Here is a 24,411-nt window from a genome sequence, read left to right on the forward strand (position 1 = left end):
CGACTGCGGACCGCGCCTGCGACTGCGACTGCGACTGCGAACGGCTCGTATCATACGGGCGGCCTGTGACGCGTGAACGTCGGCCGGGCGTTCGGACGAGGCGAAGCGGTGAATATCCTCGATGGCGTGCTTCTGGCGCTTGCAGTCGATGTGCAGCGGGGCCGGTTCAGTGCGGCCTGAAACGAGCGTGATGACGGCGGCGTTGCCGGGGGACATTACAATGGGCTGCCAGGTTGGGCCGCCAGGCGCCTTGCCGCATGTGTCACGCAGTGCCGTTCGGCGACGGCCCCGGCTATGATCGCCCGGCCAGCAGCGCCCAGGAATATCGCGAGGAGGAAAGTCAGGTATGTCCATGTGGACTCAACGCCGTGCCGAAATCGAAGGCATGAGCGCGCACCGCCGCCGCGGCTTCACGCTGCTCGAAGTCATGGTCGCGCTCGCGATCGCCGGCATTCTCATTGCGCTGATCGTGTCGAAAGTCATGTCCAGTCCCGACGAAGCGCGTCGCGTTACCGCACGCCACGACATTGCAGTGATCGCGCAGGCGCTCAAACACTATCGACAGGACAACGGCGGTTTTCCGACCCAGTCGCAGGGCCTCCGGGCGCTGGTGCAAAAACCGTCCACTGCCCCCGTGCCGGGCAACTGGAAGGACGGCGGCTATCTCGAACGCCTGCCGGACGATCCGTGGGGCAATGCGTACCGCTACCTGAATCCGGGCGTGCACGACGAGGTCGATGTGTACACCTACGGCGCCGACGACCGGCCCGGAGGCGAAGGCAACGATGCCGACCTCGGATCCTGGCAGTAAGGCGTTATTGCGCGGCGGCTTGCTGCGCGACACATCACCGGCCGTGCCGCGCCAGCCGGTTATTGCGGCCGGGCAACTGCCTCCGAAGCGGAAGCTGCCGAGGGCGTAGCGCCCTGCTTCGTCTGCGCGGCCAACGGCGCGGGTGCGGCCATGCTGCCGGTCTCGCGATCCATCTGCGCGACGTTCCAACCGCCGCCGAGCGCCTTCACGAGTCCGACCGACGACACCATCCGCTGCCCGCCGATGCTCGCCAGTTTCTGCTGCGCGACGAAGAACGTGGTTTGCGCGGTCAGCACGTTCAGGAAGTCGGTCGTGCCCGCCTTATATTCGTTGATGACGATATCGAGCGCATGCTGCGCAGATTCCACCGCCTGCTGCTGCACGACGACTTCCTGAGCGAGGATGCGCTGCGACGCGAGGTTGTCCTCGACGTCCTGGAACGCGGCCAGCACTGTCTGCCGGTAGGTGGCGACCTGCTGGTCGTAGGCGGCGCGCGCGGCTTCGGTCTGGGCGCTGCGCAGACCGGCGTCGAAGAGCGTGCCCGCGAGCGACGGCCCAAGCGTCCAGAAGCGCGACGGCATCGACAGCAACTGCGAAAACACCGAACTTTCGAAGCCGCCCGACGCGGAGATCGTAAGCGACGGGAAGAATGCCGACATCGCGACGCCGATCTGCTCGTTGGCCGCGGCGGCCTTGCGTTCCGCCGAGGCGATGTCGGGCCGGCGTTCGAGCAGCGCCGAAGGCATCGAGACCGGTACGACGGGCGGCGTGGCGGCGAGCGGCGACGGCGGGATCGAGAACGTCGAAGCCGGCTGGCCGACCAGCACGGCGATGGCGTGCTCGTTTTGTGCACGGGCCACACCGTTGTCGATGGCCGCCGCCTGCGCCGACTGAAGCTGCGTTTGCGCCTGGATCACATCGGCGCGGCCCGCGACGCCCTGCGCGTACCGGTTCTGGGTGAGCTGCAGCGACCGCTGGTAGGCCGAGACGGTTTCGTCGAGCAGCTTTTGCTGCGCGTCGAGCGAGCGCAACGTGAAGTACGTTTGCGCGAGCGTGGCCTGCGCCGACAGGCGCGCGTTGGCGAGATCGGCGGCGGCGCCCTGCTGCCCGGCTTCCTGCGCGCCCACCGTGCGGCTCACCTTGCCCCATAGATCGGGCTCCCAGCTTGCGTCGAGACCGAGGTTGAAGCTGTTGTTGATCGTGCCGTTCGCGAAGCTGCTGTTCGCATTGCTCACGCGCGTGGGCGTGCGCGAACGCGTGGCGCCCATCGACGCGCTGATCACGGGAAAGTACGCCGCCCGTGCTTCACCGACCAGCGCGCGCGCCTGCCGGTACGAGGCGGCGAATTGGGCGATGGTCTGATTTTCTGCGTTGAGCTGGTCTTCGAGCGCGTTCAGTTTCGCGTCGTCGTAGAGGGTCCACCAGGCGCCGCGATCCGCGTGATCGGACGGCTGCGCGACCTTCCAGCCGTCGGGCGCTTCCTTGAATGAAGCCGGCACGGCGGCGGCAGGCCGCTGGTAATTCGGGCCGACGGCACAACCGCCCAGCTGGAGCGCGAGCGCGGCGGCCACAGCGAGGAAAGCAAGCGCGGGTGCACGGCGGGAGGACATTTCGGACAAACGGACGGTACGGCGGAGCATGCAAGCAATCCTGTCGATGCGGCCAGCAAGAAACGTCGTGGGCTTCGTTACCGGATGCGCGGCGCGATGCGCGTTGGCGCACAGCGGGTGGTCGTGACGCGGCAATGGTAGCGCACGCACGTCGGGCTGCGCGGAATGTGCAAGGGTAATGCGGGCGGGCGTCCGGTGTGTTACGGCGCGCGCCGGGCAAGTTACGCGTCGTTACGGCGCCAGCGGTGTGTCGTCAACTTGTGCAGCAGGAGCGCAATCAGGCCGCCGGGCAGGACGATCACCGCCGCGTAGACCGCGAGCTTGCGCAGGCGCGGGGCGCGGCTGGCTGCGCGGGCTTTGTCGAAGGAACTTCGGGCAGCGTCGGTGACGGGGCGGGTGATGTGGCGGATGACGTAGCGGACAAGGCCGCTGAGCGCGGTTTTCGGGGGCTGCATGGTGGGGGCTGACTACAAAAAGCGATGAAAGCAAAATGAAGCGCTTGCCAGCCATAATATTGACGAGGCAAGTAATTGCCAATTTTTTTTTGAGTTGCACCAGGGTTAGTGTGGTTTTTGTCGGGTCGGGCACCTTGACGCACCCACATAACCCTATTTATTTATCTGCTTAGGCAGTGAAATTAACCGCTAGAATCCACATTCGTTTCGATCCAGCCTCCCGATATGAACGAAGCGCCCTCTATACCCGAGCACATCGGCGTCGAGTCGAGTCTCGGCTACTTCCTCTCGACGGCCCGCAACGTCCTGGCCGCGCGGATGGACCGTGCGGTTGCGCCGCTCGGACTCACGTCGTCGCAGATCGGCGTGATCCTGCTGCTGTGGTACGAGCGTGCGCGCACGCCCAACGAAATGTCGCGCGTGCTGTCGTACGACACGGGATCGATGACGCGCATGCTGGACCGGCTCGAAAAGAAGGGTTTCCTCGTGCGCGAACGCAGCCAGGCTGACCGGCGCGTCGTGGAACTGGCGCTGACGCCGCTCGGCCGCGATGCGGCACAGAAACTGCCGGATCTGATTTCGACGGTTTTAAGCGCGCAGTTGCGCGGCTTTTCCTCTGACGAAGCGGCCACGCTCGTGCACCTTTTGCAGCGCTTCATCGCCAACGACGCGGCGACCGAGGTCGTGTGCGGCGGCGCTGCGGGCCGTCAGGCGGCGCGGCATCCGCTGACGACGGGCGGCGACGAAACATAAACGGCAATACATGAGAGACGGCGGCATCACGCCCTTTTTTGCAGTCCGATAGCTGTCTGGGCAGAAAATGCCGAGGCATTGAAATGTAGACCGATAGCAGACCGATAGCCGACCGATGAGCGCGCGCGAATTGAAGCTGCCGCACCGGTCGGACGTCAAAGGATTCAGGACAGATGAACGCTACTCCCGCGGCGAGCGTCGCCGCCGAGCCCGCGCCGCTCACGGGCGGCACGCTCGCGCTACTCACGGTCGGCCTCGCACTCGGCACGTTCATGGAGGTGCTCGACACCTCGATTGCGAACGTCGCCGTACCGACCATCTCCGGCAACCTCGGTGTCGCCACGACCCAGGGCACGTGGGTTATCTCGTCGTACTCGGTAGCCTCAGCTATCGCGGTGCCGCTGACCGGCTGGCTCGCGCGGCGCGTGGGCGAAGTACGCCTCTTCACGCTGTCGGTGTTGCTGTTCACGCTCGCCTCGGCGGCATGCGGCTTTGCATCGAACTTCGAGACGCTGATTGCGTTCCGTCTCGTGCAAGGGCTCGTATCCGGGCCGATGGTGCCGCTCTCGCAGACCATCCTGATGCGTTCGTATCCGCTTGCGAAACGCGGCCTCGCGCTCGGCCTCTGGGCGATGACGGTGATCGTCGCGCCGATCTTCGGCCCCGTGATGGGCGGCTGGATCACCGACAACTACACGTGGCCGTGGATCTTCTACATCAACGTGCCGATCGGGCTTTTCTCGGGCGCGTGCGCGTACATGCTGCTGCGCGGCCGCGAAACGAAGACCACGAAACAGCGCATCGACGCAATCGGCCTCGCGCTGCTCGTGATCGGCGTGTCGTGCCTGCAGATGATGCTCGACCTCGGCAAGGACCGCGACTGGTTCAACTCCGGTTTCATCGTCACGCTGGCGATCGTCGCGGTGGTGTCGCTCGCGTTCCTGCTCGTGTGGGAGGCCACGGAAAAGGAACCCGTCATCGATCTTTCGCTGTTCCTCGACCGCAACTTCGCCCTGGGCGCGCTCATCATCTCGTTCGGTTTCATGGCGTTCTTCGGTTCGGTGGTGATCTTTCCGCTCTGGCTGCAAACGGTGATGGGCTACACGGCCGGCATCGCAGGTCTTGCGACGGCCCCGGTCGGCCTGCTCGCGCTCGTGCTTTCGCCGCTGATCGGACGCAACATGCACAAGCTCGACCTGCGGATGGTCGCGAGCTTCGCGTTCCTCGTTTTTGCGCTGGTTTCGATCTGGAATTCCACGTTCACGCTCGACGTGCCGTTCAATCACGTGATCCTGCCGCGTCTCGTGCAGGGCATCGGCGTAGCGTGCTTCTTCGTGCCGATGACGACCATCACGCTATCGAGCATTCCCGACGAGCGTCTCGCGAGCGCAGCGGGGCTATCGAATTTCCTGCGCACGCTCTCGGGTGCGATTGGCACGGCAGTGAGCACGACGTTCTGGGAAGACGATGCGATCTATCACCATGCCGTGCTGTCCGAGTCGGTGAGCCAGTATTCGCAGAGCACCAACGCCTATAGCGACGCGATGGCGAGCCTCGGTTTCGCAAGTCAGAGCGTGACCGCGCAACTCAACGAGATCGTCACGCAGCAGGGCTACATGATGGCGACGAACGACTTCTTCCGCATTTCATTCGTGGTGTTTCTCGTCCTGGCTGCGCTCGTGTGGATCACGAAGCCGAAAAAGGGCGTGGGCGCGTCAATGGGGCACTAAGTGGGATATGAAGCCGGAAATTGAGGCTCGCGGGCGGCCGGTGGGATGACCGGTCGCCACGCGTCGCCGGTTCCATTGACGATAATCAGGAAACCAAATAAAACCGGCGTGACATCAAGGAGAAGCGGGCGCTTGTGTGCTTCCCGCTGCGGGCGCGTCCACTGCGTCGGCTCCGGGAATCGGCGCGTCGACGCCCGAGCGCACGAACTGCTTGAACGCCGCGCCCGCGCTCCAGGGATTCGGTTTGCAGCCGAGCGAGCTGTCGCAGTGCGCCGCGAACCCGATCGTTGCGGTGCCGTCGTTGTTCACGCTCTTCGTGATTTCATAGGCGAGCAGGCGTCTGCCGCCTCCTGGGCCCGTCGTCTGGATCAACGTGTCGGTAACTGTCTGCACTTCGTATCTGGAGTGCGTGCGCACCCAGTCTTGTGCGCGTTGCCACCAGACATCGCATTGCGTCTTGTCCGAGCACGTGAGCGGAGCGGTGGCGATCTGCATGACGTCCGGATTGACCTGGCCGCCAGTCGAGCACGCCGCGGCGCTCGCGCAGAGCAGGATAGGCAGGATTCGTTTCATCGCTTTCTCTCCTCCCTTCGAGCGCCGCGCATCGCGCGCGGCGCACTCGCCGGCCCGTGCGCCAAAGTGTGCGCCGAAGTGGGCGACATCGCGCGCAGGCAGGTCGATCGATAAGTATTGGACCGCTCCAGCGTGGCATTCGTTTCGAGCACGTGCAATGCCCGGCGACGATCTGTCACGCGCCGTCACGTGCGCAGTTACGTGATATCGCGGTCGAGCGAATAGGTACTATAGGCAGTGACGAACGCATCGAACGAGCCGGCATCCTCGTGTTCGAGCTTCGCCTGTTCGTCGAGCGACTCGCGTGCGAGCGCGTCGAAATACGCCGTTGCTGTGCTGTCGAGCGGACGCGAGAGGAAATGCGCCGCGTGGTGTTCGCTTTGCGCGCGCGCGAATTGGAGGAAGGTCTGCTTGCGCTCGCGCATCGCTTGCAGCACGCGTGCCGACGGTGTGAGCGACGCGTATGCAAGCTTCACGCGTTGTGCTGCCACGGCGCGTGCGTGTTCGCCGGTGCCTTGCACTGCGTCGAGCGTTGCCGCGGCGCGTTCGATCTTCGCGAAGAGTTCGGCGGCCCAGTCCTGCATCGGCACGGTCACGCCGTCACGCTTGAGTTCGAGCCCCGGACGGCGGCCTTCCTTCGTGACGCGGCCGAAATTGTCGTTGGCCTCGGCGTACGCGTGCGCGGACAGGAGCGGGCTCTCGTCGAGCGCGCACGCAAGCAGATAGGCGTCGAGAAAGCGGGCTGTTTCGAGCGAAATGCCGGTGGGCTCGAACGGATCGATGTCCATGCAGCGTACTTCGACGTACTGCACGCCGCGCGCGGCGAGTGCGTGCAGCGGCCGCTCGCCCGCATACGTGACGCGCTTCGGACGGATCGTCGAGTAGAACTCGTTTTCGATCTGCAGCACGTTCGTGTTGATCTGCACCCACTCGCCGTCGCGGTGCGTGCCGATCGCCTCGTACGGCGGATACGGCTGGCTCACGGCTTCGGCGAGCGCATCGAGATAGCCGTGCAGGGTGTTGTAGTCGGCGTGCAGCGCGGACTGGCCCGTCGTGTTCGAGTAGCCGAGGTCGCTCATGCGCAGGCTCGTTGCGTACGGCAGGTAGAGCGTGTCGCTGTCGAGCGCGTCGAGTTCGTGCGGCTGGCCGCGCAGGAAGCGCACGTCGAGCGCGGGCGACGCGCCGAACAGATACATCAGGAGCCAGCTCGTGCGACGGAAGTTGCGGATGAGCGCGAGATAGCGCTCCGACTGGTAGTCGAGCGCCGTCGCGGCGGACCGCTCGTGCGCGTGCAGCGTCCGCCACACTTCTTCGTTAAGCGAATAGTTGTAGTGGATCCCGGCGATGCATTGCATCGTGCGCCCGTAGCGCAGCGCGAGGCCCATGCGATAGACGCGCTTTAACCGGCCGATGTTCGACGTGCCATACGCGGCGATGGGAATGCCTTCGTCGGTGGCGGGCAGGAGGCCCGGCATCGATTCGTTCCAGAGGATTTCGCCGTCGCGTGCGAGCACGGCGTAGACGTAGCGATGCAGATCGTCGAGGCGTTCGAGCGTGATCGACGGATCGTGCTCGGGCGGCGTGATGATTTCGAGCAGCGCTTCCGAGTAGTCCGTGGTCAACGACGGATGCGTGAGCGCCGAGCCGAGCGCAGCCGGGTGCGGCGTCATCGCGAGCTGGCCGTCGCGCGTCACCCGCAGGCTCTCTTTTTCGATGCCGCGCAGACCGCGTGTAAGCGCGTCGCGCAGAGGTCCTGCGCTCAGCGCGTCAAGGCGCTGGGCGAGAACGTCGTTCGGGCGTGTGGAGGTCGTGTCGGGCATTGAGAAGGATCGGGCTCGGGCTAGCGGCGTGAAGCTTCGTGCGCGCGCGCCAGCGTTATTTTTTCGTTAGCGGGCACTTTAACATCTCGCCAGAAGACCTGCTTGAGGCCGACTCCGGCGCATCGGCGAGCATTATTCGGCGCCCCTGTGCGCGAATGTCGCGCCTGTTGTTGTGTCCTTTGTCGTGCCTGTCGTCATGCCTTCTGTCGTCCCGTTTATTGCCCCGTCTATCGCGTGTCTTTCACCCGCGCTTCCAGCCACTCGACGCGCGCCAGCAACGGCGTTTTGTGCCCGTTAACCCGGGCTCGTCAGCCGCCGCGTGCAGCACTCGTGCGATCGGCGATTTCGTTCCACAAATGCATCGCCGCGTAGGCGCGCCACGGCTGCCAGGCGTCGCTGCGCACGCGCTGCTGTGACGGGCGCGCGAGCGCGGGGTCGCGTGCGGCGATGGCCTGCATCAGTACCAGATCCGTGGCGGGCCATGCATTCGCGTCGCGCCATGCGCGCATCGCGACATATTCGACGGTCCACGGCCCAATGCCTGGCAGTGCGAGCAGCGCCGCGCGCATGGCGTCGAGATCGCGGGAATCTTCGGTCGCCGCACGCGTCTGGCCGTGACTGTCGCGTTCAATTGCGACGGCGCCGCTTGCCACCGCCTGCGCGAAGCCCTGCAGCGCGGCGACGCGCTTGCCGGGCATGCCGATGCCGCTCAGGTCCGCGCCGGCGAGCGCGGCGGGCGTCGGGAAACGCCAGGCGGTGTGCTCGTGCGGATGCAAGTCGATGCGCTGACCGACGCGTTGCACGAGGCGGCCGATGATCGTCGTTGCGGCCTTCACGCTCACTTGCTGGCCGACGATCGCGCGCACCACCAGTTCGAAGCCGGACCACGCGCCCGGCACGCGCAGGCCGGGCGCGGCGGCGACGAGCGGGCCGAGCCACGGATCGCGCGCGAAATGCGCGGCGATGGCTGCGGGGTCCGTCTGCGTATCGAACATGCGGGCGAGCGGGGCGGCGAGGGCGGCGGCGTGGGCGCTCACCGGTCCGTCGACCTGGACGACGAGGCAGCGCTTGCGCGCATGGCGGCGCACGGCGAGCGTGCCGCTCGCATCGTGAAAGTCGATGGCGCGCCGCCAGGCACCGTCTTCGACGATCTCGACGCCGGGCACTGCGCGGCCCGCGAAGAAACGCAGGACACGCGGCCAGTCGTAGGGCGCGCGCACGGGCAGCTCGAACGTGGCGCTGCCATCGGGCTGCGGCATCGCGGCGAACCGCTGCGGCTGCGGCTGGGGGGCGGCGGCGCTCAAGCGGCCGTCTCCGGCGAGTCGGCGCGGGCGGCTCGCTGGCCGCGACGCGTCGAGCGGACATCGGCTGCGGTTCCATCCTGCCCGTGCGGTGTTGCATCGGGTGCGGGCGTCTCGCGGCCTCTCGCCTCCGCATCGATCAACGCGGCCTTGCGCGCGAGCCCCCAGCGGTAGCCCGCAAGCGAGCCGCTTTTCTGCACCACGCGGTGGCACGGAATCGCCAGCGCCACGGGATTCGACGCACACGCGCTCGCCACGGCCCGCACCGCGCGCGGCGCACCGAGCGTTTCGGCGATCTGCGTGTAGCTGCGGGTCTCGCCGTACGGAATGCGCTGCAGCGCGTCCCACACGCGCTGCTGGAACGCCGTCGGCGCGAGGTCGAGCGGCAGGTCGAAGCGCTCGCGCCGCCCGTGCAGATAGGCATCGATCTGCGCGATGAACGGCGCAACCGCTTCGCGGTCCTCGACGCAGTCGGCATTCGAGAACCCGGCGTGCAGCGCGGCGGCGAGGGCGGGCGCATCGTCGCCGAATGCGATCTGGCAGATGCCCTTGTCCGTGGCCGCGACGAGCACGAGGCCAAGCGGCGTCGGCGCACTGGCGTAGCGAATCGTGAGGCCCGCGCCCTTGCGGCGGTACGCGGAGGGCGCCATGCCCAGTTCGGCTGGCACGCTCTGGTAGAGCCGCGACGTGGAGCCGAAGCCCGCATCGGCGCTCGCCCGCGTCACGTTCGCGCCCTGGCCGAGCGCGTCGCGCAGCACGGCGCCGCGCCGCGCCGCCTGATACTGGCGCGGCGAAACGCCGAGCACGCGCTTGAAGAGGCGTTGCAGGTGGAACGGGCTCAAATGCACGGCGTCGCTCAGATCGGCGAGCGTGAGGCGCGCCAGCGGATCGGCGTCGAGCACGGCGCGGGCGCGCCGCACGATCTCCAGCTCGCGCGGCAGCCCGCCCGGGCGGCAGCGCTTGCATTCGCGAAAACCGGCGCTGCGGGCTGCGTCGGCGTTGTCGAAGAACGCGACGTTGTCCCGGCGCGGCAGCCGCGATGCGCACGACGGACGGCAGAACACGCCGGTCGTGCGTACGCCGTAGAAGAACGCGCCGTCAGCGTGGCTGTCACGCGCGGTGAGGGCTTCCCAGCGTTCGGCATCGGTTGCCCAGCGCTCGGGCTGCTCAGGCTGGTCGTGCAATGGGGTCGGAGCGGCGGTCATGGCGTGACTCCCGGAAATGGCGGTTTCGATGGTCCCCACTGTAGACGCCTGCTCGCGCGCCGACGCGCCGGATCTTGCGGTGTCATCCACGGTCATCTGTTCCGATGTAAGGCGCATATTTGCCGATCGGACGCTTTGAAGCGGTTTTTAGTGCCACTGCGACAAACCGGCACGATTGCGGGTTTTCCCTTAAAAAGTTGTTGCATCGCGTCAGGCCGCTGTGTATAGTTGCTCCTGTCTCCTCCATGTCTCCTCCTGATATGGATTAAGCCCGCTCACTGCAGCGGGCTTTTTTTCGTCCAGCGTTTCCTGTATATCCCACCCACAATTGCGCGCACGTCGGGCGCACGTCGGGTGCACATCGGCGCGTTCAGTACGTTCAGCGACGCTTCGATTTTCCGCTACTTTTCGGGCGCTTGCCGGTCATGGCCGTGGCCGTGATCGTGGCCGGCGCGGTTCCGCGCACACCTTGCAAAAGCCGCGCATCGATGCGAAAGCGGGTCATCTGGTTCAAGATGATCGAGACGACAGCCGCGCGCTGCACTTCGAGGTCAGGCCATGCAGATTGAGATCCGCGAAATCGATCACGTCGTTATCCGGGCGGCCGATCCGGCCGCCATGACGCGCTTCTACTGCGATGCACTGGGTTGCCGCGTCGAACGCGAGCAGCGGGAACTGGGACTCGTCCAGCTGCGTGCCGGGCGCTCGCTGATCGATCTGATCGCAATCGGCGGGCCGCTCGACCGCGACGGCACGCAAGGCACCGAAGGTATCAAGCGCGCTGGGGCCGGGCGGAACATGGATCACCTGTGTCTGCGCGTCGAACCGTTCGACGGTGACGCGCTCAAGACGCATCTCGCGCAGTTCGCTGCGAGGCCGGGCGACGTCGTGCAACGCTATGGCGCCGAAGGCTACGGGCCATCGCTTTATCTGTTCGATCCCGAGGGGAACATGGTGGAGCTGAAGGGGCCGCCTGACGCGCGCTGACGCGGCAGCCGTGCGCGCGCGCTTAGACCTTCTCCGGCGCCTTGAGCACGGTCCATTCGACGGCAACCGGCTCGTCGCTGCCGTTGCCGATCCACGCGGCGCCGTCCTGCACCGTGCACTGCAGGCGCATGGTGCGTTCGGTGAGCTTGCCGAGCGCTTCCGCGACACCGTCGGCGAGCGACCAGACCGTCACGTTACGCAGACGATCGGTCTTGCCGCGCACGCCCTGCCACCAGATTTCCGAGGTGCGGCCGCCATAGGCGATCACGATCACCTCATCCGCCCGCCCGCTTGCCTTGGCGATGCGGCGCTCGTCGGGCTGGCCGACCTCGATCCACGTTTCGATCGCGCCCGTATAGTCCTTGCGCCAGAGATCGGGTTCGTCGGTGTCGGACAGACCCTTGCAGAATTCGAGCCGCTCGTTCGCGAAGAGCGCGAACGCGGCGATGCGGACCATCATCCGGTCATTCGTCTCGGATGGATGGCAGGCGATCGTCAGCGCATGGTCGGCGTAGTAGTGCCGATCCATGTCCGCGATCTGAAGTTCTGCCTTGTAAATGGTCGATTTGAGGGCCATGCCGAATCCCGGGCAACGCAAGAGGCGCACATGATAACGAACTTTTGCGCAAGCGACGTGCCGCATCCACTTACGGTCCACGTCTCCCAGGCTGGATGGTCGGCCGGGAAAGTGACCGCTGTTTGACAGGGCCGCTCTTACGCGCGATGCGACCTGGACGGCTTGCGGGCCGCCCGACTTCATGGATAAATCGGACGTCTCTACTGGAGAAATCCCATGACCCTTGCGCACTGGCTGCCGTTTGCGATTGCATCGGCGATTCTCGTCGCGATCCCCGGCCCGACCGTTCTGCTCGTCGTGTCCTATGCCCTCACGCACGGCCGCCGCTACGCGCTCGCGACCACGGCGGGCGTCGCGCTTGGCGACTTCACGGCGATGACGGCGTCGATGCTCGGCCTCGGCGTGATTCTCGCGGCATCGGCGGCGCTGTTTTCGGTGCTGAAGTGGATCGGCGCGGCGTACCTGATCTATCTCGGCATCAAGCTCTGGCGCGCGCCCGCCATACAAAGCGACACGCCCGATACCACGGAAACGCGCACGGGCCGTATTTTTGCGCACGCCTATGCGGTCACCGCGCTCAATCCGAAAAGCATCGTTTTCTTCGTGGCGTTCGTGCCGCAGTTCATCAATCCGCAGATGCCCGCGTTGCCGCAGATCGTCATCTTCGAAGCGACGTTCCTCGTGCTCGCAACGATCAATGCCTTTGGCTACGCCATGCTCGCCGCCGCCGCGCGCAAGGCGGTGCGCAGCCCGCGCGTGCAGCGCATCGTCAATGTCACGGGCGGGTCGCTGCTGATTGGCGCCGGGGTGTTCGCGGCCGTGTGGAGGAAAACCTCGGCTTGAGTGTCCGGGCGCCGCCCAGGTCGACGTCGCCCGCGTGTGTGCCCGCTTTTGTGCCAGTTTGTGCGCCCGCTTTTGTGCCGGTTTGTGCGTCTATGAACGGTGCGCGGTGATCTCCCGCTGCTATTCCTTTCACGTGGGACGGATGCTACGCGCGGTGGCTCTGCCGGATCGCTCTGCGCGTTTGTCTGATATTCACCGCGCGAATCGCCAGTTTGCCCTCGTGCGACGTCCCTTTCGGACCCCGTTGGACTCCGTTAAGTGAGTAAGTATTTGCCCACGGTGCAATCTGTCGCGCGGCGACTACAATGGAAGCGCAATCGCTTGACAACCAGGAGGCAATCGTGATCGAACACGTAATACTGGGCGCGTTTTTGTTGATTCCCCTTGTCATCGTCGTCTTTCTGTTTTCGGACGAAATTCTCGAGGAGCACCGGCAGCGCGTGCAAGCGGGAGCGCATCATATCGACTGGCGTCATCCTTTGCGCAGCATCCTGCACCACTAAGGTGGTGCCGCCCGAACGCGGCGCGCCAGGGGGCGCGATGATCAAAGGAGGCACTCGTGGAAATCGAGTTCTCCTGGATGACGTACTTCGTGTCGCTGTTCGTGCTGGTGGTGCTGTCTATCGCACTTAGCCTGCTTTGCCCTTCCGGCGGATGGCGGGATCCGACCGTTGACGATCGCGCCGAGCAGCATCCCGGCAGCGAGCGCTGAGCGCGTTCGCCTCATTCAACGTTGTGTCCTGCAGCACCGGGCGCAAGTAGTTGCGTGCGCCGTCCATCGTATGTATTCAAACGTTGTTGAAACGCGCGACGCGCGAATGGTGACGACCATTGCACGCACGCTCGCGTTTCGTGTGTTTCTTCCGTCTCTCGCGTCTCGGCGAAATTAATTCGGCATGCGAAACAGACGATGAACCGAAACCGCTTCAGCCGGTCTGCTCGACGGGCCGCACACGCAGCGTGAGCTTGTGCGTCAGCCGGATCACCGTGATCTCCACCTCGCGATCGATGCGCGTGGCATCCATCAGCCGCTGCAGCGCGTCGATGCTTTCAACCGGCAAGCCGTCGACGGCGACGATCGTGTCGTCCGTGCGCAAGCCGCTCAACGCCGCCGGGCTTCCTTTCACGACTTCCATCACGCGCACGCCGCTTGTCGTCGCGAGTTCGAAGTAGCGCTGCACCTTGCGTGCAATCGGCACATTGGTGCCCGCGATGCCGACGTGCGCGCGCCGCACGCGGCCATGTGCGAAGAGTTGCGTGATGACCCACTTCGCCGTGTCGATGGCGGTCGCGAAGCAGATCGACTGGGCGCCGGGAATGATTGCCGTATTTACGCCGATGACCTGTCCCGCCGAGTTGACGAGCGGCCCGCCGGAATTGCCGGGGTTGAGCGCGGCATCGGTCTGGATCACGTCGTAGATCATGCGGCCGGAGCGGGAGCGCAAGGAGCGCCCAAGTGCCGAAACCACGCCCGTCGTCACCGTCTGCGCGAGGCCGAGCGGACTGCCCACCGCAATCGCGATCTGCCCGGCGCGCAACCGTGCGGATTCGCCGAGTTCGGCATGCGGCAGCGCTTCGGCCGCGCCGATGCGCAGCACGGCGAGGTCGGTGCTCGGATCGTCGCCGACGAGGTCCGCTTCGTAGGTCGCGCCATCGGCGAGTGTCGCGCGCACGGCCTTGGCGCCGTGCACGACGTGGCTGTTCGTCAGGAGATAGCCGTCCGGGGTGAAGAGAAAACCCGAACCGCTGCCGCCGCCGTCCGTGCGCCGCTCGACGGCGATGAAGGCGACCGCGGGCTGAACGCGTTCGAGCGCGCCGATGACGGTGCGCGAGTAGGCGTCGAGCAGGGCGGTATCGTCGCTGGGTGGCGGACTGGAGCTGTCGGCCAAGTCGCGACTGAGATCGTCGATGAAGGAAGGACGGCTGCCCACGATCGGAACTCTCCGATGGAATGTGGGCACTACATGCAGGGGGCGCGCGGGGTTTTCAAGAGGGCGGCGAAGCCGCCGTCACAGCGGGCGTCGCGCGATTTCGACGCGAACGCTGCGGAGATCGCCTCGATCCGCCCGGTTCAGTCTGTGATCGCGATGTGCGTGCTGTCGTTGGCGTCGAGTCGAAACTCGTTGACCCGGCCCGCGCGGACATCGAGCAACAGCCGGTCCAGCACTTCGAGTTTCGCGGGGTCGTTGCCGGCCGGCTGGATCAGCGGCGAGCTATGTCCCGAGGCCGATGCGTGGGCTTGCACCAGCAGGTGAACAGCTTCGTCCCGTGTCATGAAAATGCGCTTCATGGTCTCTCCGTCTGGGTGCGAGATCGCAGATCGCGCGGCGATGCCCGCCAACAACGTGTTGGTTGATTTTGCTTCGAGCGACGACCGGCTTGCGCCGGGTTCCGCCGAACGCTTTGACGAGAACATGCGGCAGGCCAGCTGTGAGGCATGCACCGGACGCGACGCTCGCGACGCTTGTCGAAGCCGCCGCAGTCCTCCCGCCTTCGCGCTTTTGTCCGGCTTTGCCCGCTTATCGGGTACGCGCGGCGTACTTCTTCGAGACGCGGGCGTGTGCCTTTTTCACAGGTGCTGCGGGCTTCACCGGGTCGGGCGCATTCGCGACCGTGTCCGTTCCGAGCAGGCCCGTGTAACGGCCGGACGTCTCGAGTTCGAAGAGATCCATGCCCTTGTGCTTGGCGACCTGCTGAACGCGGTCCGCTTCCTTGTCGCACATTTGCGCGTGCTGGAACCACTTCGGATGGTCCATCCCGGAGTTCTCAAGCCACGCGTTCTTGATCTTGCCGAGCTTGACGTAGTAGTGCGTCAGCCTGGTCGGAGTCATATGGGCGAGCGTCGCAGCGGGCTTCGGCGTGCACTCGGCGCCAAATGCCGAGAGCGCTGGCAGCAGTAACAACACGTGAAGTACCGTCTTCTTATTCATCTTTGGTCTGATTCGAAATGAACTGTTTAACGACGGGCGTCATACGCGCGTCGTTTCCCCGTCGCGAGATTATCAAAGAAAAAGCCGTATTGCGACCGGCTGTTAGCTTGAAGTAAGGGCAACGTGCGTTTCGAATGGGCGCTTTTGAGCCGGAAGCAAGCTCGGGTGGACGAGGGGAAGCGCGCGATTGTGGCTTATTTGGGTCTTATTTACGCGTTATGACCGTCCTGGGCGTGGTTCGAACGTCCAGCCGTCAAGCCTGGGATTATTTCGGCAGCTTCTTTTGAGCTTGTTCGATTTGCTGAATACTCGTATCAGGCGTTGGCAATTTTTCGGGCATTGTTCCGCCCAGTTCCTGAATCGTTTCTCGCACCTTTTGCCCTACCGCAAAATGCGTTTGATTCGCGCGCTGTTTGCCCTTTAGCGATTACCGGTTTCGACGGATCGCCATTCTGCACGATCAGGTAGATACGCACCACTGGACACAGTCAGTCCGATCCGATCGGACGATGCCCGGTTGCGAGGTTTATCTGAAAAAGCGCCCGGGCCACGAAGGCCCGGGCGAAGCCATCGGGAGTCCGATGACGGAGGTGTTCAATGTGAGACTGGCCCGCTGCCGGACATTGCCGCGCTGGCGAGCCAGTTCTTTAAACAGGAACGCGCTGGGGTGCCGCGCGCTCAGACTGCGATGCTCAGGCCGGGTACTTTTGGCATCCTGCCAGGGCGTCCGAAATCAACGCATCAGGGATGGTTGTACATCGCGTTCCAGTCGGCCTTCGACACTGCCGGGCGGCCTGCATCAGACGAACCATTCACGGCACCGCCGTAACCGCTCGTTGCGCCGTTTTCCGCAGCCACTTTGGCTTCGGCAGCCTGAATGTCGGCCGGGTAGTACGGGTCTTGGCCGCGAGCCGGGTTATAGCCGGCCTTTTCGAGTTGAACCAGTTCAGCACGCACTTGTGCGCGGGTGACGGGCTGGTTCGATTGAGCGAACACAGCAACCGGAGCAGCAAGGGCGGCGGCAACAACAACGGCTTGAATCAGGGACTTCATGGTACTTACCTCCAGACTTTGTTTTCTTCTGCTACGAACAGCCCTGTTCGTAAATCAGTGACGACAGTCTATGAGGATCGCGGCTCAGGGTTAACACCTAGTATGAGAAGGCATTCTTTCAGCAGGCAGAAGAATCCCGGCATCTCCGTGCAAACGCCCGTCAAGCAAGGCGAAGCGGCCTCCCGGACCGAACAGCGCAGCACCGCCAGCCGCACCCGCCGCCTGCGCGGCTGTGCCGGGAACACTGCCAACCGCTCAACCTTGAAAATTTCGCCCGTCAAGCGGGCGGGCAAGCTAGCCATTCGCGGCAAGGTTGTACGCAGTGTCACTGCCTGGCCAACCGAGCGGGTTGGAAACCGTGGCGCGCTGGAGATCCTGTGCGATTCCCCGAAGCGTTCGTACTGCTCGCGCAGCATGGCAACGGCCTGGGTGGACGGGTAACGCCAGACCTTGGAGCCAGACGTCAGCGACGTTGGACAACCTTGAGCAACCGGTTATTTCCCGATACAAAACCGGCTGAAAATCACGCCGAGTAAATCATCGGATGTGAATTCGCCCGTGATGGAATTAAGCGCTTCCTGAGCAAGCCGCAATTCCTCGGCGAAAAGATCGAGCGCCTGCGCATTCTGGTCCGCATGCGCGCTTGCCTGGCCGAGATGTTCGCGCGCTTCGCGCAGCGCGATCAGATGACGCTCGCGCGCCAGATAGACGCTCTGCGCGTCGGCCTGCCAGCCCGCGATGCGCAGCAGTTCGGCACGCAGCAGCCCGATGCCGTCGCCCTGCTTCGCAGAGAGCCGCACTTCGCACAGCTCGCCGCCATCGGGCAGCGCGAGTGTGGCGGCTGCCGGCGCGGCGTCGGTCAGGTCGGTCTTGTTGAGCACGCGCACCACAGGAACGCCAGCCGGAAAACGCGCCGCAATCGCGTGGTCTTCCGTCGTCATCCCCGTGCGGGCGTCGAGCAGATGCAGCACGACATCGGCGCGGCCGATCTCGTTCCACGTGCGCTCGATGCCGATCTTCTCGACCTCGTCTTCCGTATCGCGCAGGCCCGCCGTGTCGATGACGTGCAACGGTATGCCCTCGATCTGGATCGTCTGCGAGATTTTGTCGCGAGTCGTCCCGGCCACCGGCGTCACGATCGCGAGTTCGGCGCCCGCGAGCGCGTTCAGCAGCGACGACTTGCCGACGTTCGGCTGCCCCGCGAGCACGACCGCGAGGCCTTCACGCAGCAGCGCGCCCTGACGCGCTTCCGACAGCACGTGATCGAGCTGGGCGCGAATGTGCGCGAGCTTGCCGCGCGCGTCGGCGGCTTCGAGAAAGTCGATCTCTTCCTCGGGAAAGTCGAGCGTCGCCTCGACGAGCATGCGCAGCGTGACCACATCGTCGACGAGTGCGTGGATATCGCGCGAAAACGCACCTTCGAGCGAACGTCCCGCCGATCGCACCGCGGCTTCGGTGCTGGCCTCGATCAGGTCGGCGACGGCCTCGGCCTGCGCGAGGTCGAGCTTGTCGTTGAGGAACGCACGGCGCGTGAATTCGCCGGGCTCGGCGAGCCGCAGGCCGAACCTGCGCCCGACCTCGATGCAGCGCTGCAGCACGAGCTGGAGCACGATCGGGCCGCCGTGGCCCTGCAGTTCGACCACGTGTTCGCCGGTATACGAATTCGGCGCGGGGAAGTAGAGCGCGATACCGCGGTCGAGCGCTTCGCCGTTGCCGTCGAGGAACGGCACGTAATGCGCGTGGCGCGACGCGAGCGCCTGGCCCGTGAGGGCGTGCATCAGCGCCTCGGCGGCGGCGGCGCCCGCACGGCCCGCCGACACGCGCACGACGCCGATTCCGCCGCGTCCGGGCGCAGTGGCAATGGCGACGATGGGATCGGAATCGGTGGCGAGCATGGCTGACGGAAGGTTCGATTGCGGGAGAAGCGGAACGACGCGCGCCGTGGTGGCGGACGCGAAAGTGCGTGGCATTGTAACGCGGCGAAGTGAGGCGCTTTTCGCCGAGCCGCTGTGCATGCCGGGCCGGGAGGTTCGGCAAATCCGGATCTATCTTGTATTAGATAAGCGTGATCTTGCCATCGACCGTCGGATCTCTTGAGTGGTCTGCGTAAATTCTGTCAGAATTCAAGTACCTGTGCTGCTTGCGCGGAATGACCGCGATAGGGTCATCCGGGCTGGCCCAGGCGAACTGTTGCTTATATGCGCTAAATATAGCCAGATTGGTTGTCTTCTTCGTCGAAATAGGGTCGCACAATCTCGGCCATGCCGACCATGGAAGAAAAATCCGCTTTTTCCGAACGTTTGAAGTTCGCGATGAAGCGCGCATCAGAAAAGCTGCGCGGCAGCACCGACCTCGCCTTGCACTTCAACCTGCGCCACCACGGAGAGCATCCGGTGTCGCCGCAAACCGTGCACAAGTGGCTGAGCGGCCGGACCATTCCCACCGACGACAAACTCCGCACCCTCGCCGACTGGTTCAAGGTCGATGTCCACTGGCTGCATTACGGGCCGCCGCCGAGCGGCATGACGTCGGCGGTGCCCAAACCGCTGCGGCGCGACGAGAAGTATCCGCTGTCACCGGAGACGATCGAACTGGCCTCGAAAATCGAAGCATTGAGTCCGCATCACCGATATCTGGTTCAGGAGCTGATCGCCGAGTTCTACGGCGACGCCGAACGCCGCTGACGCGAGCCAGCATCGCCGCGCCTCGCACGGTGTCGCGACCTTATCGCACCACATCGCACAGACGACAAAAAAAGCCGCCCGGCTTGCACCGGGCGACTTTGTCTTTTACGGCTCGACGTCGAGCGTGCGCGGACGGCGTCGCCACCGTCCGCTTAAAGCTCAGCTGGCTTTTTCCAGCTTCTTGCCTTTGCCCATCATGCGCGTGATGTAGTACTGCTGCGCGATCGAAAGCACGTTGTTGACGACGTAGTACAGCACGAGGCCAGCCGGGAAGAAGAAGAACATGACCGAGAACGCGATCGGCATGAACATCATCATCTTGGCCTGCACGGGGTCCGGCGGCGTCGGGTTCAGGCGGGTCTGCACGAACATCGAGACGGCCATCAGCACCGGCAGGATGAAGAACGGATCCTGCTGCGAAAGGTCGTGAATCCAGAGAATCCACGGCGCGCCGCGCATTTCCACCGACGACAGCAGCACCCAGTAGAGCGAGATGAACACCGGAATCTGGATCACGACCGGCAGGCAGCCGCCGAACGGATTGACCTTCTCGGTCTTGTACAACTCCATGAGCGCGGCGTTCATCTTCTGCGGATCGCCCTTGAAGCGTTCGCGCAGCGCCTGCATGCGCGGCGTGATCTCCTTCATGCGCGCCATCGACTTGTAGCTTGCCGCCGACAGCGGGAAGAACACCGCCTTGATGAGCACCGTGAGCAGGACGATCGACCAGCCCCAGTTGCCGACGAAGGCGTGGATCTTCTCGAGCAGCCAGAAGAGCGGCTTCGCGATGATCGTGACCCAGCCGTAGTCCTTCACGAGTTCGAGGCCCGGGGCGATGCCTTCGAGCATGCGCTCCTCTTGCGGACCGGCGAACAGGCGCGCCTGCACGTTCTGGGTCGCGCCCGGCGCGATCGCGCCGAGCTGCTGCTGCACGCCGACGCGATAGAGCGAGTTGTCGAAGCGCTCGACGTAGACCTTGCGGTTCACGCCCTGCTGCGGAATCCAGGCGGTCGCGAAGTAGTGCTGCACCATCGCGACCCAGCCGTTGTCGGCCTGCTTCGTGAATTCAGCCTTGCCCTTGTCGATGTCGGAGAAGGTGATCTTCTGGAAGTGGTGCTCGTTCGAGTACACCGCCGGTCCGATGAAGGTGTGCGAGAAGCGCGGCGTTTCCACCGGCTGGCTGTCGCGCACGAGCTCCATGTAGAGCGTGGGCGAAACCGGCGCCGTGCCGACGTTCTGCACCTTCCAGTCCACGCCGATCACATAGCTGCCGCGCGTGAACGTGTAGGTCTTCGTGACCTTCACGCCGCCCTTCACCGGCGAATCGAAGCTGATCTGGAACGTGTTGGCGTCGCCCGTCAGCTCGCGCGGACCGGAGACGGGCGTGAACACGTCGGTGTGGTTCGGGAAGTCGCCGCCGAACAGGCCCGTACGCGCGAGGTACGTGTGGTCGTTCGTGTGGTCGAACAACGTGACGAACTGGTTCGGGTGCGTGCCGTCGGCTTCCTTGACGAGCGCGAGCCGCGTGAGCGTGCCGCCGCGCGTGTCGATCGTGCCGTCGTAGACGTCCGTGCGGAAGTGCACGAGCTGCGCCGCGGCTTCAGCCGGCTGCGCTGCGTTCGCCGCCGGTGCCTGGCCGGTCGCGGCGGCCGACGGCAATTCAGCCGCGGCTGCCGGCGAGCCCGACTGGGGCGGGGCGCTCGTGGCGTTTTGCGTCTGCGTCGCGCTCGGGAAGAACATCGACTGGCGTCCGTGGTCGCGCTGCCAGTTGTCGTACAACATGACAGCTGACATGAAGAAGATGACCCATAGGACGGTGCGTTTGATATCCATGCGTTGTCTCAGTGTCGATGGAATGGCGCGTCAGCGCTTGTTCGGGGTGACTGGCGGAACCGGATCGTAGCCGCCCGCGGAAAACGGGTGGCAGCGGCACAGTCGCCGCGCGGCGAGGTAAGTACCATGCGCGGCGCCATGATACTGGATTGCCTCGCGCGCGTAATCCGAACACGAAGGATAAAAACGGCATCGGCTGCCGAGCAGGGGACTCACGGCCAGCTTGTAGAAACGCAGTAACGCGATCAAAACCGTTTGCATGGCGTTGCGGCCGGACTGCGCCGCTCCGAAAAACGAATGGCGGGCCACGCGCGCGGTCGCGGCGGGGACGCCCGGCTTGCGCGTGCGACTCATGATGCGGCCGGGGCGTCCGGCACGTCCGGCGAACCCGGAACCGGCCTGGCCGCTTCGGCGGTTTTGGCCTTTTCAGCCTTTCCGGCTGTTCCAGCCGCTTTGGCCTCTTCGGCCTCTTTGGCCTGCGGCGCGCTACGCGCGCGCGCCGCTTCGCGCGCGGCCTTGCCCAGCAGCATCTCGATCTCGTCGCGGCACAAGGCCTTGAGCGACGGCGACGACGCGCCCGGCATCGCCTTGCGGTCGAACTTCGTGTGCAGGCGCAGGAGCACGTCGAACCCGTCGAACTGCGCGCGCTTTACGCGAAACGCCTCGCGCGCGATCCGGCGCACGAGGTTGCGGGTCACCGCGCGCGGCGCGAACTTCTTGCCGATCACCAGCCCGAGGCGCGCGGCGCCTCCCGTCGGCCGCCCGTACACGACGAAGTGCGCGGAGCGGCGCCACGGGCGCAAACGAAAAACGGATGAGAACTCATCCGTTTTCAGTAGCCTTGCGGCCTTCGGGAAAGCGGCTTGCGTTCGCGACGGCATGATATCCGCATCGTCCGCTGTGTCTGCTTTCGCTGCAAGCGCGTGCGACGCGCTACGGGTGGTATCGCGAATCGCGATGCTGCCCGACGCAGTGATCTGCGCGGTTGTCAGCGCAGTTATCCGCTTAGACGGCGAGACGCTTGCGACCCTTCGCACGGCGTGCGTTGATCACTTTGCGGCCACCGGCGGTCTTCATGCGGACGCGGAAGCCGTGGGTGCGCTTACGGCGCGTAACGGAAGGTTGGAAAGTACGTTTCATGTTGCTCTCACTTGTTGAGAATTGACCGCGGCGAGCATCGCGGAAAAAAGCAATGGCCGGTGGTACAGGGATTGGTTTTCGCGGAACCCGCTATTTAAGCCGGATTTTTGTTGGCCGTCAATAGGTTAGGGTGTCGAAAGGCGTCGCGGGCTACGCGCGGATTACCTTGCGGCACCTTGATCGGTCCCTGTGGATAACTTCCTGGCCGGGGGATTTCGGCGGTAGAATCTCGCCTATCCAAGAATCCTGCATGCCGCTCCGGCCAGCCTGTCAGTCGCAAATTCCTTGCGCTACGGGCACCCGGAGCTGTTGCCGTCGCCCGTCAGGGCCTCGTCGCGCAAGGGAAGTCCCGGTGCGGCTGGAGCGGCGCGGCGGCAATGCGTGCAGACAAAACTAACACAGCAACTCGATGAATGATTTCTGGCAACACTGTTCCGCATTGCTGGAGCGTGAGCTGACGCCCCAGCAGTACGTGACGTGGATTAAACCGTTGGCCCCGGTTGCCTTCGATGCTGCTGCGAACACGCTGCAGATCGCCGCTCCTAACCGCTTCAAACTCGACTGGGTCAAGAGCCAGTTCTCGGGCCGCATCTCCGATCTGGCCCGCGATTTCTGGCAAATGCCGGTCGACGTCCAGTTCGTCCTCGATCCGAAAGCGGGCATGCGCGCGCCGGTTGCGGCCGCACCGCGCATGCCGCTCGCCAGCAGCACGGGCGTGCCCGAAACGGCTGCCGCACCTGCGATGCAGGCTGGCATGCAAGCGGGCGGCCTCGCGGCGAGCCTCTCGGCCCTCACGCAGACAATACAGGCGTCCGCCGCGGCGCCGGGCGCGGCTGCGCACGTGGCCGACGACGCAGCCGACCTCGATCTGCCCAGCCTCGACGCGAACGAAGCCGCTGCGGGCCGCCGCGCATGGCGCCCGGGCCAGGGCGCTGCCGCCGCGGCGTCGGGCAGCGAGTCCGATCCGTCGTACGAGCGCTCGAAGCTGAACCCGGTGCTCACGTTCGACAATTTCGTCACCGGCAAGGCGAACCAGCTTGCGCGCGCGGCGGCGATCCAGGTCGCCGACAACCCCGGCATCTCCTACAACCCGCTCTTCCTGTACGGCGGCGTCGGCCTCGGCAAGACCCACTTGATCCACGCGATCGGCAACCAGCTGCTGATGGACAAGCCGGGCGCGCGAATCCGCTACATCCACGCCGAACAGTACGTTTCGGACGTCGTGAAGGCGTACCAGCGCAAGGCGTTCGACGACTTCAAGCGCTACTACCACTCGCTCGACCTGCTGCTGATCGACGACATCCAGTTCTTCTCCGGCAAGTCGCGCACGCAGGAGGAATTCTTCTACGCGTTCGAGGCGCTGGTCGCCAACAAGGCGCAGGTCATCATCACGAGCGACACGTATCCGAAGGAAATCTCGGGCATCGACGACCGCCTGATCTCGCGCTTCGACTCCGGCCTGACGGTGGCGATCGAGCCGCCCGAGCTGGAAATGCGCGTGGCGATCCTGATGCGCAAGGCCCAGTCGGAAGGCGTGAGCCTGAACGAGGACGTCGCGTTCTTCGTCGCCAAGCACCTGCGCTCGAACGTGCGCGAACTGGAAGGCGCGCTGCGCAAGATCCTCGCGTATTCGAAGTTCCACGGCCGCGAGATCTCGATCGAGCTGACCAAGGAAGCGCTCAAGGACTTGCTGACGGTGCAGAACCGCCAGATTTCGGTGGAAAACATCCAGAAGACGGTGGCGGACTTCTACAGCATCAAGGTCGCCGACATGTATTCGAAGAAGCGCCCGGCGAACATCGCGCGCCCGCGCCAGATCGCCATGTATCTGGCCAAGGAGCTCACGCAGAAGAGCCTGCCGGAAATCGGCGAGCTGTTCGGCGGCCGCGACCACACCACGGTGCTGCACGCCGTGCGCAAGATCGCCGACGAACGGACCAAGGACGCCCAGCTCAATCACGAGCTGCACGTGCTCGAGCAGACGCTGAAGGGGTAATGACGGGTTGGCGGCTGGTTCACCCTGTTTATTTCGCGGATCGCCCCCAATTTAGGGAAGTGGTCGGTTTTCAGGCACAATATGGGTTTAACCGCCCGGCGGACCGGCTG

The 24,411-nt window shown here is 64.8% G+C and carries 25 protein-coding genes and 1 pseudogene; 10 read left to right on the forward strand and 16 right to left on the reverse strand.

All coding sequences use genetic code 11. The features are described from left to right. The first annotated feature begins 346 nt into the window (after positions 1 to 346). Complete coding sequence (gene gspG, locus Q0L30_RS00250) at positions 347 to 811, forward strand: type II secretion system major pseudopilin GspG (RefSeq protein WP_296649687.1); 465 nt, start codon at positions 347 to 349, stop codon at positions 809 to 811. 59 nt (positions 812 to 870) lie between these two features. Here gspG and Q0L30_RS00255 read toward each other — a convergent pair whose 3' ends face one another. Together Q0L30_RS00255 and Q0L30_RS00260 are read right to left on the reverse strand one after the other, a co-directional pair. Continuing rightward, the gene (locus Q0L30_RS00255) at positions 871 to 2,421 is read right to left on the reverse strand and encodes an efflux transporter outer membrane subunit (RefSeq protein WP_296649720.1); all 1,551 of its coding nucleotides are present in this window, start codon (positions 2,419 to 2,421) and stop codon (positions 871 to 873) included. Positions 2,422 to 2,642: 221 nt separating this feature from the next. Continuing rightward, positions 2,643 to 2,876 carry a hypothetical protein gene (locus Q0L30_RS00260; RefSeq protein ID WP_296649689.1) on the reverse strand — a complete coding sequence of 78 codons (234 nt, stop codon included), beginning with the start codon at positions 2,874 to 2,876 and terminating at the stop codon, positions 2,643 to 2,645. A 225-nt stretch (positions 2,877 to 3,101) separates the two neighbouring features. On the opposite strand from Q0L30_RS00260, the gene Q0L30_RS00265 reads away from it, so the two are divergent. Together Q0L30_RS00265 and Q0L30_RS00270 are read left to right on the forward strand one after the other, a co-directional pair. Further along, complete coding sequence (locus tag Q0L30_RS00265) at positions 3,102 to 3,629, forward strand: MarR family winged helix-turn-helix transcriptional regulator (protein ID WP_296649690.1); 528 nt, start codon at positions 3,102 to 3,104, stop codon at positions 3,627 to 3,629. 173 nt (positions 3,630 to 3,802) lie between these two features. Continuing rightward, the gene (locus Q0L30_RS00270; protein ID WP_296649692.1) at positions 3,803 to 5,359 is read left to right on the forward strand and encodes a DHA2 family efflux MFS transporter permease subunit; all 1,557 of its coding nucleotides are present in this window, start codon (positions 3,803 to 3,805) and stop codon (positions 5,357 to 5,359) included. A 114-nt stretch (positions 5,360 to 5,473) separates the two neighbouring features. On the opposite strand, the gene Q0L30_RS00275 is transcribed toward Q0L30_RS00270, so the two are convergent. The 4 genes from Q0L30_RS00275 to ada all read right to left on the reverse strand — a co-directional run bounded on the left by Q0L30_RS00275 (position 5,474) and on the right by ada (position 10,258). Then, positions 5,474 to 5,932 carry a hypothetical protein gene (locus tag Q0L30_RS00275; protein WP_296649694.1) on the reverse strand — a complete coding sequence of 153 codons (459 nt, stop codon included), beginning with the start codon at positions 5,930 to 5,932 and terminating at the stop codon, positions 5,474 to 5,476. A 197-nt stretch (positions 5,933 to 6,129) separates the two neighbouring features. Further along, positions 6,130 to 7,752 (reverse strand): glutamate--cysteine ligase, encoded by a 1,623-nt coding sequence (gene gshA / locus Q0L30_RS00280; protein WP_296649696.1) that lies wholly within the window; start codon positions 7,750 to 7,752, stop codon positions 6,130 to 6,132. 308 nt (positions 7,753 to 8,060) lie between these two features. Next, positions 8,061 to 9,011, reverse strand: coding sequence for a DNA-3-methyladenine glycosylase (locus tag Q0L30_RS00285; RefSeq protein WP_296649722.1), 951 nt, complete (start codon positions 9,009 to 9,011; stop codon positions 8,061 to 8,063). A 41-nt stretch (positions 9,012 to 9,052) separates the two neighbouring features. Next, the gene (gene ada, locus Q0L30_RS00290) at positions 9,053 to 10,258 is read right to left on the reverse strand and encodes a bifunctional DNA-binding transcriptional regulator/O6-methylguanine-DNA methyltransferase Ada (RefSeq protein WP_296649698.1); all 1,206 of its coding nucleotides are present in this window, start codon (positions 10,256 to 10,258) and stop codon (positions 9,053 to 9,055) included. Positions 10,259 to 10,816: 558 nt separating this feature from the next. Between ada and Q0L30_RS00295 the strand changes: the two genes are divergently transcribed. Next, on the forward strand, positions 10,817 to 11,245 hold the full coding sequence (locus tag Q0L30_RS00295; protein WP_296649700.1) for a VOC family protein: 429 nt from the start codon (positions 10,817 to 10,819) through the stop codon (positions 11,243 to 11,245). A gap of 22 nt (positions 11,246 to 11,267) precedes the next feature. Here Q0L30_RS00295 and Q0L30_RS00300 read toward each other — a convergent pair whose 3' ends face one another. After that, on the reverse strand, positions 11,268 to 11,822 hold the full coding sequence (locus tag Q0L30_RS00300) for a YaeQ family protein (RefSeq protein WP_293043192.1): 555 nt from the start codon (positions 11,820 to 11,822) through the stop codon (positions 11,268 to 11,270). Between the two features lie 216 nt (positions 11,823 to 12,038). Between Q0L30_RS00300 and Q0L30_RS00305 the strand changes: the two genes are divergently transcribed. The 3 genes from Q0L30_RS00305 (at position 12,039) to Q0L30_RS00315 (ending at position 13,377) form a co-directional block, all read left to right on the forward strand. Continuing rightward, a complete protein-coding gene (locus Q0L30_RS00305) occupies positions 12,039 to 12,665 on the forward strand; it encodes a LysE family translocator (RefSeq protein ID WP_296649703.1) in 627 nt (208 codons plus the stop codon). Between the two features lie 305 nt (positions 12,666 to 12,970). Beyond that, positions 12,971 to 13,168, forward strand: coding sequence for a hypothetical protein (locus tag Q0L30_RS00310; protein ID WP_296649727.1), 198 nt, complete (start codon positions 12,971 to 12,973; stop codon positions 13,166 to 13,168). Between the two features lie 56 nt (positions 13,169 to 13,224). Then, positions 13,225 to 13,377 carry a hypothetical protein gene (locus Q0L30_RS00315; protein ID WP_293043184.1) on the forward strand — a complete coding sequence of 51 codons (153 nt, stop codon included), beginning with the start codon at positions 13,225 to 13,227 and terminating at the stop codon, positions 13,375 to 13,377. A 214-nt stretch (positions 13,378 to 13,591) separates the two neighbouring features. Here the strand turns inward: Q0L30_RS00315 and Q0L30_RS00320 are convergent, their stop codons facing one another. From Q0L30_RS00320 to Q0L30_RS00335, 4 genes are all read right to left on the reverse strand, one after another. Continuing rightward, a complete protein-coding gene (locus Q0L30_RS00320) occupies positions 13,592 to 14,596 on the reverse strand; it encodes a trypsin-like peptidase domain-containing protein (protein WP_296649705.1) in 1,005 nt (334 codons plus the stop codon). Positions 14,597 to 14,736: 140 nt separating this feature from the next. After that, complete coding sequence (locus Q0L30_RS00325) at positions 14,737 to 14,955, reverse strand: hypothetical protein (RefSeq protein ID WP_293043178.1); 219 nt, start codon at positions 14,953 to 14,955, stop codon at positions 14,737 to 14,739. Between the two features lie 229 nt (positions 14,956 to 15,184). Next, entirely contained in the window at positions 15,185 to 15,595 is a 411-nt protein-coding gene (locus Q0L30_RS00330) for a hypothetical protein (RefSeq protein WP_296649707.1), read from the reverse strand. Between the two features lie 741 nt (positions 15,596 to 16,336). Next, positions 16,337 to 16,648, reverse strand: coding sequence for a DUF4148 domain-containing protein (locus Q0L30_RS00335; RefSeq protein WP_296649708.1), 312 nt, complete (start codon positions 16,646 to 16,648; stop codon positions 16,337 to 16,339). A 147-nt stretch (positions 16,649 to 16,795) separates the two neighbouring features. Between Q0L30_RS00335 and Q0L30_RS00340 the strand changes: the two genes are divergently transcribed. Continuing rightward, a complete protein-coding gene (locus Q0L30_RS00340; RefSeq protein ID WP_296649709.1) occupies positions 16,796 to 17,089 on the forward strand; it encodes a hypothetical protein in 294 nt (97 codons plus the stop codon). A 53-nt stretch (positions 17,090 to 17,142) separates the two neighbouring features. On the opposite strand, the gene mnmE is transcribed toward Q0L30_RS00340, so the two are convergent. Beyond that, on the reverse strand, positions 17,143 to 18,543 hold the full coding sequence (gene mnmE / locus Q0L30_RS00345) for a tRNA uridine-5-carboxymethylaminomethyl(34) synthesis GTPase MnmE (RefSeq protein WP_296649724.1): 1,401 nt from the start codon (positions 18,541 to 18,543) through the stop codon (positions 17,143 to 17,145). 366 nt (positions 18,544 to 18,909) lie between these two features. On the opposite strand from mnmE, the gene Q0L30_RS00350 reads away from it, so the two are divergent. After that, positions 18,910 to 19,332 carry a transcriptional regulator gene (locus tag Q0L30_RS00350; protein WP_296649711.1) on the forward strand — a complete coding sequence of 141 codons (423 nt, stop codon included), beginning with the start codon at positions 18,910 to 18,912 and terminating at the stop codon, positions 19,330 to 19,332. 159 nt (positions 19,333 to 19,491) lie between these two features. Here the strand turns inward: Q0L30_RS00350 and yidC are convergent, their stop codons facing one another. The 4 genes and pseudogenes from yidC to rpmH form a co-directional block, all read right to left on the reverse strand. Then, positions 19,492 to 21,165, reverse strand: coding sequence for a membrane protein insertase YidC (gene yidC, locus Q0L30_RS00355; RefSeq protein ID WP_296649713.1), 1,674 nt, complete (start codon positions 21,163 to 21,165; stop codon positions 19,492 to 19,494). A gap of 30 nt (positions 21,166 to 21,195) precedes the next feature. Next, complete coding sequence (yidD, locus tag Q0L30_RS00360; RefSeq protein WP_124151565.1) at positions 21,196 to 21,426, reverse strand: membrane protein insertion efficiency factor YidD; 231 nt, start codon at positions 21,424 to 21,426, stop codon at positions 21,196 to 21,198. A gap of 212 nt (positions 21,427 to 21,638) precedes the next feature. Beyond that, positions 21,639 to 22,046: pseudogene (locus tag Q0L30_RS00365) on the reverse strand (ribonuclease P protein component); the annotation flags it as partial. Between the two features lie 124 nt (positions 22,047 to 22,170). Next, a complete protein-coding gene (gene rpmH / locus Q0L30_RS00370) occupies positions 22,171 to 22,305 on the reverse strand; it encodes a 50S ribosomal protein L34 (RefSeq protein WP_026120950.1) in 135 nt (44 codons plus the stop codon). Between the two features lie 409 nt (positions 22,306 to 22,714). On the opposite strand from rpmH, the gene dnaA reads away from it, so the two are divergent. Next, positions 22,715 to 24,301: a chromosomal replication initiator protein DnaA gene (dnaA, locus tag Q0L30_RS00375; RefSeq protein ID WP_296649718.1), complete on the forward strand. Its 1,587-nt coding sequence runs from the start codon at positions 22,715 to 22,717 to the stop codon at positions 24,299 to 24,301. The last annotated feature ends 110 nt before the right edge of the window (positions 24,302 to 24,411 follow it).

This window comes from Paraburkholderia sp., assembly GCF_024281035.1.
Taxonomy (GTDB): Bacteria; Pseudomonadota; Gammaproteobacteria; order Burkholderiales; family Burkholderiaceae; genus Paraburkholderia.